The organism is Diplocloster hominis, from assembly GCF_032380655.1.
Lineage (GTDB): Bacteria > Bacillota > Clostridia > Lachnospirales > Lachnospiraceae > Diplocloster > Diplocloster hominis.
Window position 1 is genome coordinate 21,351 of record NZ_JAWDIY010000025.1, and the last position, 13,758, is coordinate 35,108.

The 13,758-nt window shown below is 50.2% G+C and carries 13 protein-coding genes; 10 read left to right on the forward strand and 3 right to left on the reverse strand.

Annotated elements, in window-relative coordinates:
• Positions 1-145 precede the first annotated feature (145 nt).
• The 5 genes from ABC831_RS19375 to ABC831_RS19395 all read left to right on the forward strand — a co-directional run bounded on the left by ABC831_RS19375 (position 146) and on the right by ABC831_RS19395 (position 4,837).
• Complete coding sequence (locus tag ABC831_RS19375) at positions 146-565, forward strand: metal-dependent transcriptional regulator (protein WP_343249715.1); 420 nt, start codon at positions 146-148, stop codon at positions 563-565.
• A gap of 140 nt (positions 566-705) precedes the next feature.
• On the forward strand, positions 706-1,269 hold the full coding sequence (locus ABC831_RS19380) for a TetR/AcrR family transcriptional regulator (RefSeq protein WP_343249716.1): 564 nt from the start codon (positions 706-708) through the stop codon (positions 1,267-1,269).
• Between the two features lie 197 nt (positions 1,270-1,466).
• Complete coding sequence (locus ABC831_RS19385; protein ID WP_343249717.1) at positions 1,467-2,129, forward strand: hypothetical protein; 663 nt, start codon at positions 1,467-1,469, stop codon at positions 2,127-2,129.
• Positions 2,130-2,224: 95 nt separating this feature from the next.
• Positions 2,225-3,811, forward strand: a complete 1,587-nt coding sequence (locus tag ABC831_RS19390) for a spermidine synthase (protein ID WP_343249718.1) — start codon at positions 2,225-2,227, stop codon at positions 3,809-3,811.
• 3 nt (positions 3,812-3,814) lie between these two features.
• Positions 3,815-4,837 (forward strand): ABC transporter substrate-binding protein, encoded by a 1,023-nt coding sequence (locus ABC831_RS19395; RefSeq protein ID WP_343249719.1) that lies wholly within the window; start codon positions 3,815-3,817, stop codon positions 4,835-4,837.
• Positions 4,838-4,889: 52 nt separating this feature from the next.
• Here ABC831_RS19395 and ABC831_RS19400 read toward each other — a convergent pair whose 3' ends face one another.
• Complete coding sequence (locus tag ABC831_RS19400; protein ID WP_343249720.1) at positions 4,890-5,969, reverse strand: endonuclease/exonuclease/phosphatase family protein; 1,080 nt, start codon at positions 5,967-5,969, stop codon at positions 4,890-4,892.
• Between the two features lie 196 nt (positions 5,970-6,165).
• On the opposite strand from ABC831_RS19400, the gene ABC831_RS19405 reads away from it, so the two are divergent.
• The 5 genes from ABC831_RS19405 to ABC831_RS19425 are packed head-to-tail and all read left to right on the forward strand — an operon-like array spanning position 6,166 to position 10,984.
• Positions 6,166-7,350 carry an MGDG synthase family glycosyltransferase gene (locus ABC831_RS19405; protein WP_343249721.1) on the forward strand — a complete coding sequence of 395 codons (1,185 nt, stop codon included), beginning with the start codon at positions 6,166-6,168 and terminating at the stop codon, positions 7,348-7,350.
• On the forward strand, positions 7,325-7,918 hold the full coding sequence (locus ABC831_RS19410; protein WP_343249722.1) for a polysaccharide deacetylase family protein: 594 nt from the start codon (positions 7,325-7,327) through the stop codon (positions 7,916-7,918). Before ABC831_RS19405 ends, ABC831_RS19410 begins: the two co-directional genes overlap by 26 nt.
• Positions 7,911-8,966, forward strand: coding sequence for a lysylphosphatidylglycerol synthase transmembrane domain-containing protein (locus tag ABC831_RS19415; protein ID WP_343249723.1), 1,056 nt, complete (start codon positions 7,911-7,913; stop codon positions 8,964-8,966). The genes ABC831_RS19410 and ABC831_RS19415 overlap by 8 nt, the downstream gene beginning before the upstream one ends.
• Complete coding sequence (locus tag ABC831_RS19420) at positions 8,959-9,678, forward strand: response regulator transcription factor (protein WP_343249724.1); 720 nt, start codon at positions 8,959-8,961, stop codon at positions 9,676-9,678. Before ABC831_RS19415 ends, ABC831_RS19420 begins: the two co-directional genes overlap by 8 nt.
• Positions 9,650-10,984: a HAMP domain-containing sensor histidine kinase gene (locus ABC831_RS19425; protein ID WP_343249725.1), complete on the forward strand. Its 1,335-nt coding sequence runs from the start codon at positions 9,650-9,652 to the stop codon at positions 10,982-10,984. Before ABC831_RS19420 ends, ABC831_RS19425 begins: the two co-directional genes overlap by 29 nt.
• A 21-nt stretch (positions 10,985-11,005) precedes the next feature.
• On the opposite strand, the gene ABC831_RS19430 is transcribed toward ABC831_RS19425, so the two are convergent.
• A complete protein-coding gene (locus tag ABC831_RS19430; RefSeq protein ID WP_343249726.1) occupies positions 11,006-12,418 on the reverse strand; it encodes a hypothetical protein in 1,413 nt (470 codons plus the stop codon).
• A 120-nt stretch (positions 12,419-12,538) separates the two neighbouring features.
• Complete coding sequence (locus ABC831_RS19435) at positions 12,539-13,588, reverse strand: zinc-dependent alcohol dehydrogenase (RefSeq protein ID WP_343249727.1); 1,050 nt, start codon at positions 13,586-13,588, stop codon at positions 12,539-12,541.
• Positions 13,589-13,758 lie beyond the last annotated feature (170 nt).

The window sequence follows — 13,758 nt, forward strand, 5'->3', positions numbered from 1 at the left end:
TGGGAATGTGCCGCATGTCCTCTCTTTTAGCCTTATCATACAGCACTGAAAAGTCCTTGCCGGCTTCCGGGGCATATCCTGTCATGCAGGTACATAAACTTAAAAAGGAAAATCCAATATCACATACAGAACAGGAAGTGAACCCATGCAGGATGACCAATTTTATACCAGCAAAGGCTATGAGACTAGAAACCCGGGTGAACTGTCTCCGGCTATGGAAGACTATCTGGAAATGATCTGCCGTCATATTCAGGAAGGGAACATTATGCGCATTAACGTGCTGGCCTCCCTGCTGCACGTCACTCCTCCTTCCGCCTCAAAAATGGTCAACAAACTCAAAGACATGGGCTACGTGTCCTTTCAGCCCTACGGCTATATCCAGTTAACGGAAAAAGGCGTCCGAAAAGGCCGGTTCCTCCTTGAACGCCATAATATCCTTCACCAGCTGTTCTGCCTGATCAACCACTCCGATAATGAATTGGAAACCGTGGAATTGATCGAGCATTATATTAATGAGGCTACTATCTATAATATCCGTGCATTTTTAGATTCCCTTCCCGGATGAGGTGCCAATTTCCCTTCATTTCTTACCTAATACGCCCCTCCATAAAAGACTTCATAAAACTGTATATCCCTCTTGACAGTTTCTTCCCGGGGGAGTATCATGAACAGTGTTCAAGTTGAAGTTGAGGAGATGAATGCCGTATGAACAAAAATGTAACTTCCAAAGAACATATCCTGTCCGTTACACAGGAAATAGCGAAGAGCGAGGGGCTTGCGAACATCAGTATCCGCAAGGTAGCCGAGCGGTGCAATATAGCCATTGGTTCCATCTATAACTACTATCCCACCAAATCGGCCCTGATCATAGCTGTCATCGAAAACTTCTGGTGCGGTCTGTTTCACCGGGATATCTGTACCTGGTCCGATAAAATACGGTTTACGGAAAGCTTCGAAGATATCTATCACAAATTTTATACATATCTCCAGGAGTTCCGTCAAAATTTTCTGCAGCAGATCGCCTCTCTCTCGGTCGCGGAGAAAGAAGCCGGCCGAAAAGCCGAGGCCGAAACCTTCCAGCACATTCAAAAAGGCTTCCTGGCTCTGCTGGAACGGGATTCACAGATCCGGGAAGACATCTGGGATGAAACTTTCACAAAGGAGAAATTCTCCCTCTTCCTGTTTGCCAACATGATGTGTATGCTGCGGAACGACCAGACGGAATGCTCCTTTTTTATTGAACTGCTGAACCGGCTGCTTTATGACTGATCCTATACAGCCCAAGCGTTAACAGAAATGTTTTAGGATAGGAGCCTCACGCCTGAAAGCAGAAGTTTTATTTTTGGGTTTTAAATTGAACTTTGTTCACATTGGCAGGTTTTTTCATAGCCAAACTATCATTTACCACTCAACTCATCACTTTATAAACAATGATCCTGGCAAAGCCAAAAGAAAGGATGTCAACTATGCAGGCTATTATGGAAACTTTATTCGATATCGTATATTTAACCACCGTCATCACTCTGGGAATCCTGATGATCCGGCGTGCCGGTTCCAACACCCAAACCAAACTGTTCGGTATCATGGCCGTGGTACTGGGATGCGGCGACGCCTTCCATCTGATTCCCCGGGCCTACGCGCTCTGCACCGATGGTCTGGCCGCCCATGCTGCCGCCCTGGGCATCGGAAAACTCATCACCTCCATCACCATGACCATCTTCTACGTCCTCCTCTATCACGTCTGGAGGAAACGCTACGAGATCACCGGACGCACCGCGCTGACCTCAGTCATCTACATTCTGGCCGCCCTCCGCGTCCTCCTGTGTTTGTTCCCGCAGAATGGCTGGCTTGAAGCCGCTCCTCCCCTCTCCTGGGGTATCTGGCGGAACATCCCCTTCGCACTGATCGGCCTTATTATCATCGTTCTTTTTTACCAGGAAGCCCGCAGGCACCAGGACAAAGAATTCCGTTTCATGTGGCTGGCTATCACCATCAGCTTTTTGATGTATATTCCTGTGGTACTGTTCGCCGATACCATCCCGCCCGTTGGAGCCCTCATGATTCCCAAGACGATCGCCTATGTCTGGGTGGTTTGGATGGGATTTCAGGCTTCCCGGTCCCAAAAATAATTCTCCATTGTCCAGCTTTTAGTTGTAAAAGCCCACAAGATTTTTTATAATACTCTGTAAGATGTTAATTTAACAACAGGATAAAGGAGTATTATATGGACAAGAGAAATTTATTGAGAAGCAGATATTTTCTGTATGCAACCGAATTTTTCGCCGGTATGTCGGTTATGGCGATTGAGTTGGGTGCCAGCCGCCTGCTGGCACCCTATTTCAGTTCCTCGCAGATCGTCTGGACCGTGATCATCGGTACGATTATGATTGCCATGGCCCTGGGGAATATCTGGGGAGGCCGGATGGCGGATAAGAATCCGGACCCGGGACGGCTGTTCGGACGGCTGTTAATTGCCGCGATCTGGATCGCCGCGATCCCTTTTGCCGGTAAATATGTGATCGCCGGAATTTCCCTGGCAGTAGCCATGGTGGTGGAAAAGAACTTCCTGGTCTGGGCTTCCCTGATCTGCTGTCTGGTGATCTTTGTGTTTCCGCTGATGCTTCTGGGAACCGTCACCCCGTCTCTGGTAAAATACACCATGGAGGATCTGGATAATAACGGCGTGATTGTTGGAAAATTAGGCGCTTTAAATACGATCGGGAGTATCATCGGTACCTTCTTGCCTACCTTTGTGACCATACCCGCCGTGGGAACCGCCGCCACTTTCATTATATTTTCATCTGTTCTGGCGCTGCTGGGCATCCTTTATTTCCTCACAGTGAAAAAGAAGCTGGTCAAATGCGTGGTCAGTGTCCTGCTGATCGGGATCTTCAGCCTCTCTTCCATACACTACAGCTTCGCATTCTGGGAGAAGGACTTAAGCTACGAAGGGGAATCGATCTATAACTATCTCCAGGTGAAGGAGGATGACTCCAGTATCATCCTTTCCACCAATGTTCTGGCCGGTGTACAGTCCATCAAGATGAAGAATGCGGATCTGACCGGCATGTATTATGATTATGCCATGGCCGCCCCCTATATGGCCGGAACCGGAAACCAGCCGGGTGCGGATATCCTGATTCTGGGGCTTGGAACCGGCACGTATGCTTCCATGTGTACCCAATACCTGCCTGATGTAAATATTGAAGGTGTGGAGATCGATGAGAAAATTGTCAAACTGGCGGATACTTATTTTGATCTGCCCGAAAGCGTCGATGTCAGCGTTACCGATGGCCGGGCTTATCTGTCCACAGACAAAAAATATGATGTCATTATGGTAGACGCCTATCAGGATATTACGATTCCGTTTCAGATGTCTACCGTGGAGTTCTTTACCATGGTGAAGGAGCATTTGAATGAGCAGGGTGTGATGGTGGTAAATATGAATATGCACTCCTCGAAGGAGGGTTCCATCAACGAATATCTCTGTGATACCATCGCCTCGGTATTTCCCCAGGTATACACGGCCGTTCTGGAGCGGGGCACCAATATCGAACTTTTCGCATCTATGAATCCGGATATGCTGGCCGCCTTTGATCAGGGCCGGGCTTCTATCTCCGATCCGGATCTCGCCGCTATGATGGACCAGGTGAGCGGCAGACTTACACCGGTAAAGGGCGGGAACCGGATCCTGACCGATGACAAGGCTCCCGTGGAGCTTCTGGGTATGAAGGTGATCGATGAGCTGATCGCCGATGAGCTTCAATATTATAAGGAAATTATCAAATCCGGAGACTGGGAGGCGCTTTAAACCATGAAGAAACTCCTCGTTCTCTTTCTCACGGTATGTCTGCTGTCCGCTCTGGCAGCCTGCGGCAGTACGCCTGCCTCCAACAATCCGGCGGATACCCCCCTGCCCGCCAATCCCTCTGCCGGTTCCCAGGAGTCGGAAGGCAAATCTTCGCTTGAATCAGAGGCGGAGACCCTGGCCAATACGCTTCCCGGTATTGACCGGGCCGGAAATGAGATCGCCATACCCAAAGAAATCCATAAAATCGTATCTCTGTCCCCAGGGGTCACCGAACTGCTCTGTGATCTGGGCCTTTCCGGCCAGATCATCTGTGTGGACCCGGATTCCCTGGAATACATAGCTGACTTAAGTGCGGATACTGCCGTTTGTAATCCGCTGGAACCTGACATTCCAAAGCTTTTCACCCTCTCACCGGATATCATCTTTACCGGCACCCGGCTCGATTCCGCCGGAGCAAGTCTATATAAGTCCGCTGAGGAAGCCGGTATCTGCGTAGCGGAGATACCGCCTTCCCATACGATCGGCAATATAGAAGATGATATCCAGTTTGTCTGCGACTGTGTCGGTAAAACGATGGAGGGCGAAACCATTGTGGCGGAGATGGAAATTGATCTTCAGAAGATAGCATCCACCGGCAGGACCATCTCCGACCCCAAAACCGTGATGCTGGAGTTTTCCGGGCTTCCTTCGATCCAAAGCTTTGGAACCGGTGTTTATCTCAATGAAATGCTGGAACTGATCGGCGCTGAAAACGCACTGGCCGGGGAGATCGGCTGGGTAACCCTTGACGAAGAACAAGCCCTTGAGGCTGATCCCGATGTGATCCTCACCGCTGCTGCGGGCAGGGATACCGATGCCGTGGCAGAGATCCTGAACCGTTCCGGCTGGGAAAATACTACCGCGGTTCAGAATCTGGAGGTCTACGCGGTCGATCGGACACGCTGTCTTTTTCCGAATCAGCATATCATCGAGGCCCTGCATGAAATAGCAAAAACGGTGTATCCCCAGGTTTACAACGATCTATAGGAAGTCAGAAAAAAGGCCCCTCCCGGCACGCTCCGGCCCTTAGCAAAGAGAATCATTCCTCCAGCTGAAAAGTCAGCAGCACCGGATTATGATCCGAATACCGGAATCCGGCGTCGATATTCTCCACCGCCGTACACTCCACATTTTCGGACAATATAAACCCATCCAGTACCGTAACAAAATTTTCCCCTTTTACATAGGGACGGTCCGCATTCCGGCAAGTGGGGACCAGATTCTCATCCACCTCCGGCAGCTGCAGGCGCAACCCCTCCCCCAGCATTTCTTTGGGAAAGGCCTCCGCCCAACCGGGAGTCTCCTGCCTGGAATGGAAGATCTCGGCCGAGTTTCCATAGAGATCCTGGTTAAAATCCCCCGCGCAGACGACGTAATTTCCCTTCTCGTATTCCTGCTGCATATCTCCCGACAGCATCTCGATCTGTTCTTCCCGGATACTTCCGTCCTTCGTATAAGCAGACAGGTGAATGTTATACAGGCATAATTCCCGGCCGTTCTCCACCGGAATTCTGCTCACCACATAACACCGGTCCAGATCCACGAATTTCATGGGGCTGGTATCGATCGGCAGGCTTCTTCTCATGGCGCTCTCTATCCGGTATCTGGAAAATGTGGCCAGGCCGGCTATTGATTTTCCATGAGGTTCCAGAATCGGATAAAACAGATAAGCGGAATCAAAATTCAGGGCAAAATCCACGGCCAGATCCGGAAACCATCCTTTCAGCATGTCATACTGGTTCACATGATAGCTTCTGGTGGCGTCCAGGTCCACTTCCTGAAAAAACGCAAAATCCGGTTCCAGATCGCTGATCAATCCTGCGGCCCCGTCCGTATTCTCAATCACTGCCTCTTTGCTGAACGCCCGGGACTCGGTCCCCCCGTCCATAAAGAAGCTGTAATCCGTGGAATAGGCTCCGAAGCCGATGTTAAATGTGGTGATCTTGTAGGGAGTCAGCGTCTGTACCACAGCTTCCGCATTATTCTCAGGCTCAACGGCGAGCCGGTCCTCTATCCTGTGGTAACTGGCAAATACATAGATCACATACCCCAATACGATTAGTATGAATACCCCCAGAACCGCCAGGATACTTTTTAATAATACCCGCTTCTTTTTCATAGCACATCCTCCCCTATCCCTTTTTCTATTATCTTCAGTTTAGACTTTTCTGTCGTATTCGTAAAGAATCTTTTAGATTTTCCTTCTTTTTTCTTTATAAATTTATTCAGGAGATCTGAAGAATTGTTCGATAGAATTTCCTATATAGCCTCATAGGACCTCTGATCACATGTCCAAAAAGAAGGGGGATCTGCACATGAAAATCGTAATTCTGACTGGTAAATTCGGTATGGGGCACTATATGGCGGCCAGCGCCATCGCCGACCACTTAAAGCTTGCGCGGCCAAACGCCACGATCGAGGTCATTGACTGGTTCCAATATGTATTCCCGCATCTTTCGCTGCCCGGATACCGGTTATTTGGCTGGATGGTTCAACACGCGCAAAACTTCTACAATGAGAGATACTGCCGCCTGGAAAATAAACGGACGGAGTTCAAACCACAGGTTCCGGCCCTGATGTTCTGGCGCTTCCGCCATCTCCTGCGGGAAAAACAGCCGGATCTGATCATCGCCACACTCCCCTTATGTTCACAGACTGTATGTTATTATCGGGAAAAGACCGGCAGCCGGGTCCCTCTCATTACCTGCGTGACGGATATCACCGCCCATTCCGAATGGATCCACCAGGAAACCGACGCCTATATGGTGGGCTCTGAGCTTGTGAAGCAAGGGCTGATCAAAAAGGGGGTTCCTTCCGGCAGGATCACGGTCACCGGCATCCCGGTCAATCCCAGGTTTGATGAGCCCAGGGAGTCTTTCTTCGCCCCCGAAGATATGACCGCTTCCTCCTTCACGGGAACTCCTAAAAAGAAACTGTTGATCATGGGCGGCGGACTCGGCATGCTGCCCACGGCCCCGGGCTTCTATCAATATCTGGAATCCCAGGCGGACAGCCTGGAAACCACGATTATCACCGGCAGGAACCAAAGCCTCATGCACCGTTTACGAGCCGCCTACCCCTCACTCAGGGTTATGGGTTATGTAAATGACATTCCGGCATATATGAAGGAAGCCGACGCCATAGTCACAAAACCGGGCGGGATCACTACCTTTGAGGCGATTCACAGTGAAACCCCCATTTTTGCCTGGAATCCCGGACTGCGCCAGGAGGTCTATAACGGGGATTTTCTGGAGGTGATGCACATCGGCGCTGTCATCCATGATAACACGGTGGAAGGAATCCAAAACGTCTGTGCATTTCTGTCTGACGACCGGAAGATGCAGACTCTGCGTAAAAATATGCACGCTTTAAAAGCCTACTACGCTCAGAATTCCATACTGGACGTGGCCAAAAAGGCTCTGGATCACGCATCCTGGCAGGATCTCTACCCATTCAGGAAGGGGGATTATCTTCATGAAGCAGTTGGCTATAACCTTTGACGACGGACCGGACCCGCGTTACACCGGGCCTTTGCTGGATCTGTTAAAGGAACATCATATACCGGCCACCTTTTTCGTGGTGGCCTCCAATGCGAAAAACAATCCCGATCTGATCCGGCGGATGCTGGAGGAACACCACCAGGTGGCAATGCACTCTTACAGCCACCGCCATGCATGGTTTAGTTCTTATCCCTATATGAAAAAGGATTTTCAATACAGTTATGATATCTTGAGAAGTCTTGGCTGCCATCCGGATACTTATCGCCCGCCCTGGGGGGCCCGCAATCCATTTACCGGATATTTCCTGAAACAATACGGCCTGCGGCTGGTGCTCTGGGATGTCATGGTACAGGACTGGCAGGCAAAAGCCACGGCCCAGCGTACCAGTGAGCGGATTCTGGCACGGGTGTTTGACGGCGCCGTCCTGTGCCTGCATGACGCCGGTGAAAAGACCGGGGGCTCCTGCGGGGCACCCCTTCGCACCATCGAGGCGCTTCGCATGGTCCTGCCCGAGTTAAAGCGGGAATACGTTTTTAAAACAGTAGAGGAGCTTAAGCCATATGAATGAAACTTCAAAACCGAAAAAACAGGTTGGAGGGATACTGCTTTTGCTGGCGTTAACTGGGCTTACCGTCTGGATTTTCTTAAAGGACTATTCCCCGCAGCAGCTGTTAGAGGCCCTTGGAAAAGCGAATCCGCTCTATCTGCTGGCAGGCCTTGGTATGATGTTCCTGTTCGTCTGCTGTGAAGCGGTGAACATGAAACTGATCTTCCATGAACTTTCCCTGCGGGTACCTTTCCGGCGCTGTGCCGGCTACGCGTTTATCGGCTTTTATTTCAGCTCCATCACGCCGTCCTCCAGCGGAGGACAGCCGATGCAGATGTACTATATGAATAAAGACCGCATTCCCGTCACCTATTCCTCAGTCGCCATCTTCTTTATCGTACTGATCTATCAGATCGCTATGCTTTTGCTGGGAGGGCTGATGTATCTGATCCGGCCGGAACTGGCCGGGCAGATGGCCGGGAAGCTGGGACTGCTGCTGGTCTACGGAGTGATCATGAACGCTGCCGCGGTGGCTGGCATCCTGCTGCTGATGTATTCCAGGCGGACCGTCCCGTTCCTGGTGAATTTGGCGGTCCGGATCGGAAGCAGGCTCCATCTGATCCGGGACCCCGGGGCGGCGCGGACCCGCCTTCACGAATCGATCCGGACCTATCATGAAAAAACAGGATATGTGAAAAAAAATCCATCCTTGTTTTTTAAAGTACTATTTGTTACGATGATACAAATGACTGCCCTCAATCTGGTTCCCTGGTTCGTCTACTGTGGTCTGGGCTTTTCCGGTCACAGCTTTCTGGATTTTCTGACCTGCCAGTCCATACTGACCATTTCCGTATCCGCGGTCCCTCTGCCTGGTGCCGTAGGTGCGGCGGAAGGAGGCTTTTTGTGGGCTTTTGGATTATTGTTTCCCCAGTCTGTGCTGGCTACCGCTATGATCATCAGCCGCGGGATCAGTTTTTACCTGTTTTTATTGATCAGCTTTATTATCTGTTTTACGATACATCTGAGAATGTTCGGACGAAGGAGAAAGAAGGATTTGACTTATGCATAAGGAGCAGATTAAAATATTAGCGGCCGACGATGATCCGGATATTCTGGAAATCCTGGATATCGTCCTTAAGCGGGAAGGTTATCAGGTCGTACTTGCCAAAAACGGAGAGGAAGCGATCCGTTTTGCTTCCCCTGACATCGATTTGTTTATTCTGGATATCGCCATGCCGGTTAAGGATGGGTTTTTCGCCTGCCGGGAGATCCGCAGCAAATCCATGGCCCCCATCTTATTTCTCACAGCCAAGACTCAGGAGGCAGATAAAACCGCCGGTTTTTCGGCCGGCGCGGACGACTATCTGGCGAAACCATTTTCCAACGCGGAATTGCTCCTGCGGGTCAACGCCCTGCTGCGCCGCTGCTATATTTACCGCCATCCCGGACGCGGTTCCCAGGTGGGGGTCTATGAACTGGGCCGCCTGACCCTTAACACCAACACCAAGACCGTCTCCCTGAATCAAGAGCCTATTCTGTTGACGCCTACCGAATACGGAATCCTGGAACTGATGATCCAATACTCCGGCAAAGTATTCAGCGCCCAGGAGCTGTACGAATCCGTCTGGAATGAGCCCTACAGTTATGTGGAAAATAATACGATCGTCGTCCATATCAGCAATCTCAGGAAAAAAATAGAAGCAGATCCAAAAACGCCGGAGTACATCAAGAGTATGTGGGGGAAAGGCTATTATGTGGAACAAAGGATACAGGCCCTCTAAACTGGGCCTTCATTTTTTTCTGAAAGCAGCGGCCGCCGCCCTGTTCAGCATCGCCCTCTATGTCCTGTTAGTGGAGGCCGCGGACTACTATGTGAACCGCATGGATATCGACCGGGAACTCTATCAGTCCGTCATCGATGAGACGACGGTAGATTTTCAGGCCTACGTAACCGAGCATGAGCTGAGCAGCCAGGACTCTGACCTGATCTACCAGTGGGACCGGCGTCAAAAATTAATTCATATCTGGCTGATCAAAGATAACCAGATCATCTACGATTCCCTGAGCTACCTGTCCCAGAATCTTCCAAAAAACCTGTTCACCAAATCCATATCCAACATCGGTTACACGCCGGTCACTATCCGGTTCACAGACGGTCCCGCTTACCTCTCCGTCAATATCCTGTACCGGAAACGGATCGAAGACCGCCTGGAGTTCGCGATCGCGGTCCTGTGCATCCTGCTCTTTTCCTCTTACATTTTCCGTGAATTTGGTAAACTGGTAAAAGCCGTACTGCGCATCGAAAAAGGCATTCACATCCTGGAGAGCGGCGATCTCACCTATCAGATCGACATCCACCGGGACGACGAGCTGGCCGACCTGGTCGGCAGCATCAACCGCATGAGCCAGGAGCTGGACACCAAGCGCCGCAGCGAGGAACTGATGCAGCAGAAAAATTACAGTCTGGTGACCTCCATCTCCCACGACATACGTACCCCATTGACCTCCATCATCAGTTATGTGGACCTGATGCTCTCCCCCAATCCGATTCCTGCCAAAGACCAGACCCGGTACCTGGAAAAAATCAGGGAGAAATCCTCTCTGATCCGTGACCTGACTGACAACCTCTTCACTCATTTCGTCAACAAAAGCACGGAATATGAGCTTCATTACGAATGGATCACCGGGAATGACTACCTCCTTTACCTTCTCAACAATCTAAAAGAAGTTCTGCGCGACCAGGGTTACGAAGTCGAGATCTCCATCGACATCCAGGATGAATTCTTCCTGAAGGTAGATGCGATCCAGATCATTCGTGTCTTTAACAACCTGGAGGGCAACCTTCTAAAATATGCAGACAATACCGTCCCGATCCAGTATCAGGCCTGCCTGTGCGATACGAAATTGGTCATAAAGGGGATAAACATGGTCTCTGAGCATCCCGATCCTGAGAGCTACGGAGTAGGCATCCGCACCTGCCAGGAGATCCTGGAGCTGCATCACGGCTCCCTGAACGCCCATCTGGACGGCGATTCCTACCAGCTCACCCTGACTCTTCCCATCGCTTACCATCTGGAAGCCTTTTAAAATTTTGCTTTCTGACTGATGCTATTGCGACTGAATCCAAAGGCTGTAATATCTCAGGGCGAATACAGCAATAGAAAGGAGTCCGAAACACAAGGCTCCTTTTATTATATTCCTGGCCCTTTGATATTTGATCAGCCGGTCAATGATCTGTGTGATTCCGAACGTCATAAAATACAGAAAGGGAAGCAGCATCGGCATGCTGTATCTTCCCTGCGGCTGATAATCAACCGCGTAGGATGCGTACAGGTTCAGGAAATTTGGAATGATAACCGCCAGCACAAGCGTCCAGTGAAAGATTCCCCTTTCCCTCCATCTGCCGTCTTTTCGCACTGAAAAAAGCTCGCGGAAGGATAGCAGACAGCCCAGGATTCCCGCTGCAAACAATATTTTATAAACGTTGTACAGGAACTGGGGCAGCCGCACGGAAGTATCATAAAACGCTCCGATGAAACTTTTAAACGTATCCCTGTGCCAGCCAAGTCCGGCGCACATCGCACGCACTCCCTGCAGGAAGCTCAGCCCGTCCTTCTTATAGGTAGGGTGAAGAGAAGGTTTAAAGAAATCCTGGGCATGAATCTCCCCGCACAGGTCTCTGGACCGGATGCCCAGGAAATCCCCCTGATACAGCACCGCATTGCGGATAAACCACCAGCCTGCCAGCAGCAGAAAGACAAGCAGTACGACACCGCCCTTTTGGAACAATGTTTTAAAGTCCCATTTTCTATCCTGACACAACAAGATGGATAAACAGAAAAACAGAAAACTGCATACCAGGAAACCATATGCGGTCACATAGGAAAGCGCGCACAGGGCCAGCCCTGTTCCTAAAATCACGCAGGCTTTCAGGTCCCACCGGCTCTCCATACCGCGCAGCCAGGCGTAGATCAGCACCGCAGTGGAGAATATGGCCATAGACTCACAATTTACATAAGCGTTCAGATATACCATCTGGGGCAGGAAGGTAATAAAGAACACGAAAATCCATTGGTCCGCTCTGTCCTTTAAGAGCTTTCCGGCGATTTTTATGGACATCCATACGGTTCCGGCGCCAAAAAGAACGCTGGCCAGCCGGGCCGTAAAGACAAGGATATGGATATCTTCGGTAAAAAAGCGCACAAGCCGGATAAAAAGGGCGCTGATGATATGCGGGATATAGGGATGGAATGCATAGCTGAATCCCCAGATCGGATTAATGATCGCAGGATTATCTCCCCGCGGAAGCTCCCAATGTTCTGTCAGATAGCGGATGATATCAAACCGCATCCACTCATCCGGGCCGTCCAGTCCCAGATCGAAGCGGTTCCACTGCCAGGCCCAGATCATAAAAAACAGGGCCGCTCCGGCGATGAACAGCAGGTCGGTACGGAGCTTTCTTTTTTGCGGTTCTGCAGCTTCCGGCATTCGGGCAGGATGCTGTTTTTTCTGGCTCTTCATTGCTGCCTCCTTTTCCTTGTATCCCTCTCAGATAATAAGGTATGGGGGAACATCCATAATTCAATTCCTACCGTTGACTTTCGGCACAAAGAAGTCACACGGCCGGTGGTTCTTCCTTTTTTAATTTCTGCTTTTTTCATCCAGAAGCTCCGGACGAACCATCACCATCTTGATTTCTTTCTCTTTATCATCCCTCAGAGTACACATTGCTTTCTCCAGGTCCTCCAGCGGGAATGTGCTGGTCACCATTTTATCCACATCGATCACTCCCGCCTGGATCAACTCCATGCAGCGCGGGAAATATAAGGCCGGAACCGCATAGGAAGCCCGAAGCTGGAGCTTTTTATAGTGAAAATAATTGGCGTCAAAACTTATGGTCCCTCTCTCCCCATAATCAATCCCGATATAAGCGATCACAGCTCCCAGATTGGCTGCCCGGAACGTGGACGCGATGATGTTCGGAGGGGCAGTCACCATGATCTTGTCCACCCCGCCGTTTGGGAAAGGATATTCCTCCAGCAAAGTCTCATCCGTATAGATAATATCCGTTGCCCCGAATTCTTTAGCCAGTTGAATTCTGGCTGTATTTTTGCGATTCCGGACAACACCGTATACATTTCTGGCCCCTGCAGCCTTTGCCAGGCGCAGAGCCATCAGGCCGATCGGGCCCAGACCCACTACCGCCACATCATCCTGGAACTTAATATCTGCCGTATAGAACAGATCCAGGGCCACCCCCATGGGTTCGATCACCGTTCCCTGGGCGTAACCGATCTTTTCCGGGTCAAAAGGAATCAGGCACTGCTTGTCCAGAGTCATATATTCTGTAAATCCACAGATCTTCCATTGGAACAAGCCTGTCCCGGATGTACACAGATCCGGCCGGCCGTTTCTGCACTGGGCACAGGTCCCGCAGTAGGAACCGCTTTCCACCAGCACGCTGTCTCCCACCTTTACATGATCCACATTTTCTCCTGTTTCCATGACCACGCCGGTGATCTCATGGCCAAAACTCTGCCAATCCTCCGCCTCGATTCTGGCTGCATTCATGTCCGAACCACAGACTCCGCAGGCCATTACCTTAATCAATGCCTCATTCCTGCCGCACTTCGGAACCGGAATATCCTCAAATTTAAACTGGAACGGTGCTTTTACATATGCTGTTTTCATAGGAATCTCCTTTATTGTTTTTATAAGTTATTATAACATCCGCAGACTTCACGGTAAATCAAGAATTTACTATTACATTTTAGGTGGAAATCCAAAAAAACGATTGACTTACACGTTACGTGATAGTGTATTCTGTACTAAGGGAAACAAATAAGTATATAAGCCGGCAA

Coding starts and splice junctions, on each gene's coding strand:
- ABC831_RS19375 (WP_343249715.1), top strand. CDS start 146: ATGCAGGATGACCAATTTTATACCAGCAAAGGCTATGAGACTAGAAAC.
- ABC831_RS19380 (WP_343249716.1), top strand. CDS start 706: ATGAACAAAAATGTAACTTCCAAAGAACATATCCTGTCCGTTACACAG.
- ABC831_RS19385 (WP_343249717.1), top strand. CDS start 1,467: ATGCAGGCTATTATGGAAACTTTATTCGATATCGTATATTTAACCACC.
- ABC831_RS19390 (WP_343249718.1), top strand. CDS start 2,225: ATGGACAAGAGAAATTTATTGAGAAGCAGATATTTTCTGTATGCAACC.
- ABC831_RS19395 (WP_343249719.1), top strand. CDS start 3,815: ATGAAGAAACTCCTCGTTCTCTTTCTCACGGTATGTCTGCTGTCCGCT.
- ABC831_RS19400 (WP_343249720.1), bottom strand. CDS start 5,969: ATGAAAAAGAAGCGGGTATTATTAAAAAGTATCCTGGCGGTTCTGGGG.
- ABC831_RS19405 (WP_343249721.1), top strand. CDS start 6,166: ATGAAAATCGTAATTCTGACTGGTAAATTCGGTATGGGGCACTATATG.
- ABC831_RS19410 (WP_343249722.1), top strand. CDS start 7,325: ATGAAGCAGTTGGCTATAACCTTTGACGACGGACCGGACCCGCGTTAC.
- ABC831_RS19415 (WP_343249723.1), top strand. CDS start 7,911: ATGAATGAAACTTCAAAACCGAAAAAACAGGTTGGAGGGATACTGCTT.
- ABC831_RS19420 (WP_343249724.1), top strand. CDS start 8,959: ATGCATAAGGAGCAGATTAAAATATTAGCGGCCGACGATGATCCGGAT.
- ABC831_RS19425 (WP_343249725.1), top strand. CDS start 9,650: ATGTGGAACAAAGGATACAGGCCCTCTAAACTGGGCCTTCATTTTTTT.
- ABC831_RS19430 (WP_343249726.1), bottom strand. CDS start 12,418: ATGAAGAGCCAGAAAAAACAGCATCCTGCCCGAATGCCGGAAGCTGCA.
- ABC831_RS19435 (WP_343249727.1), bottom strand. CDS start 13,588: ATGAAAACAGCATATGTAAAAGCACCGTTCCAGTTTAAATTTGAGGAT.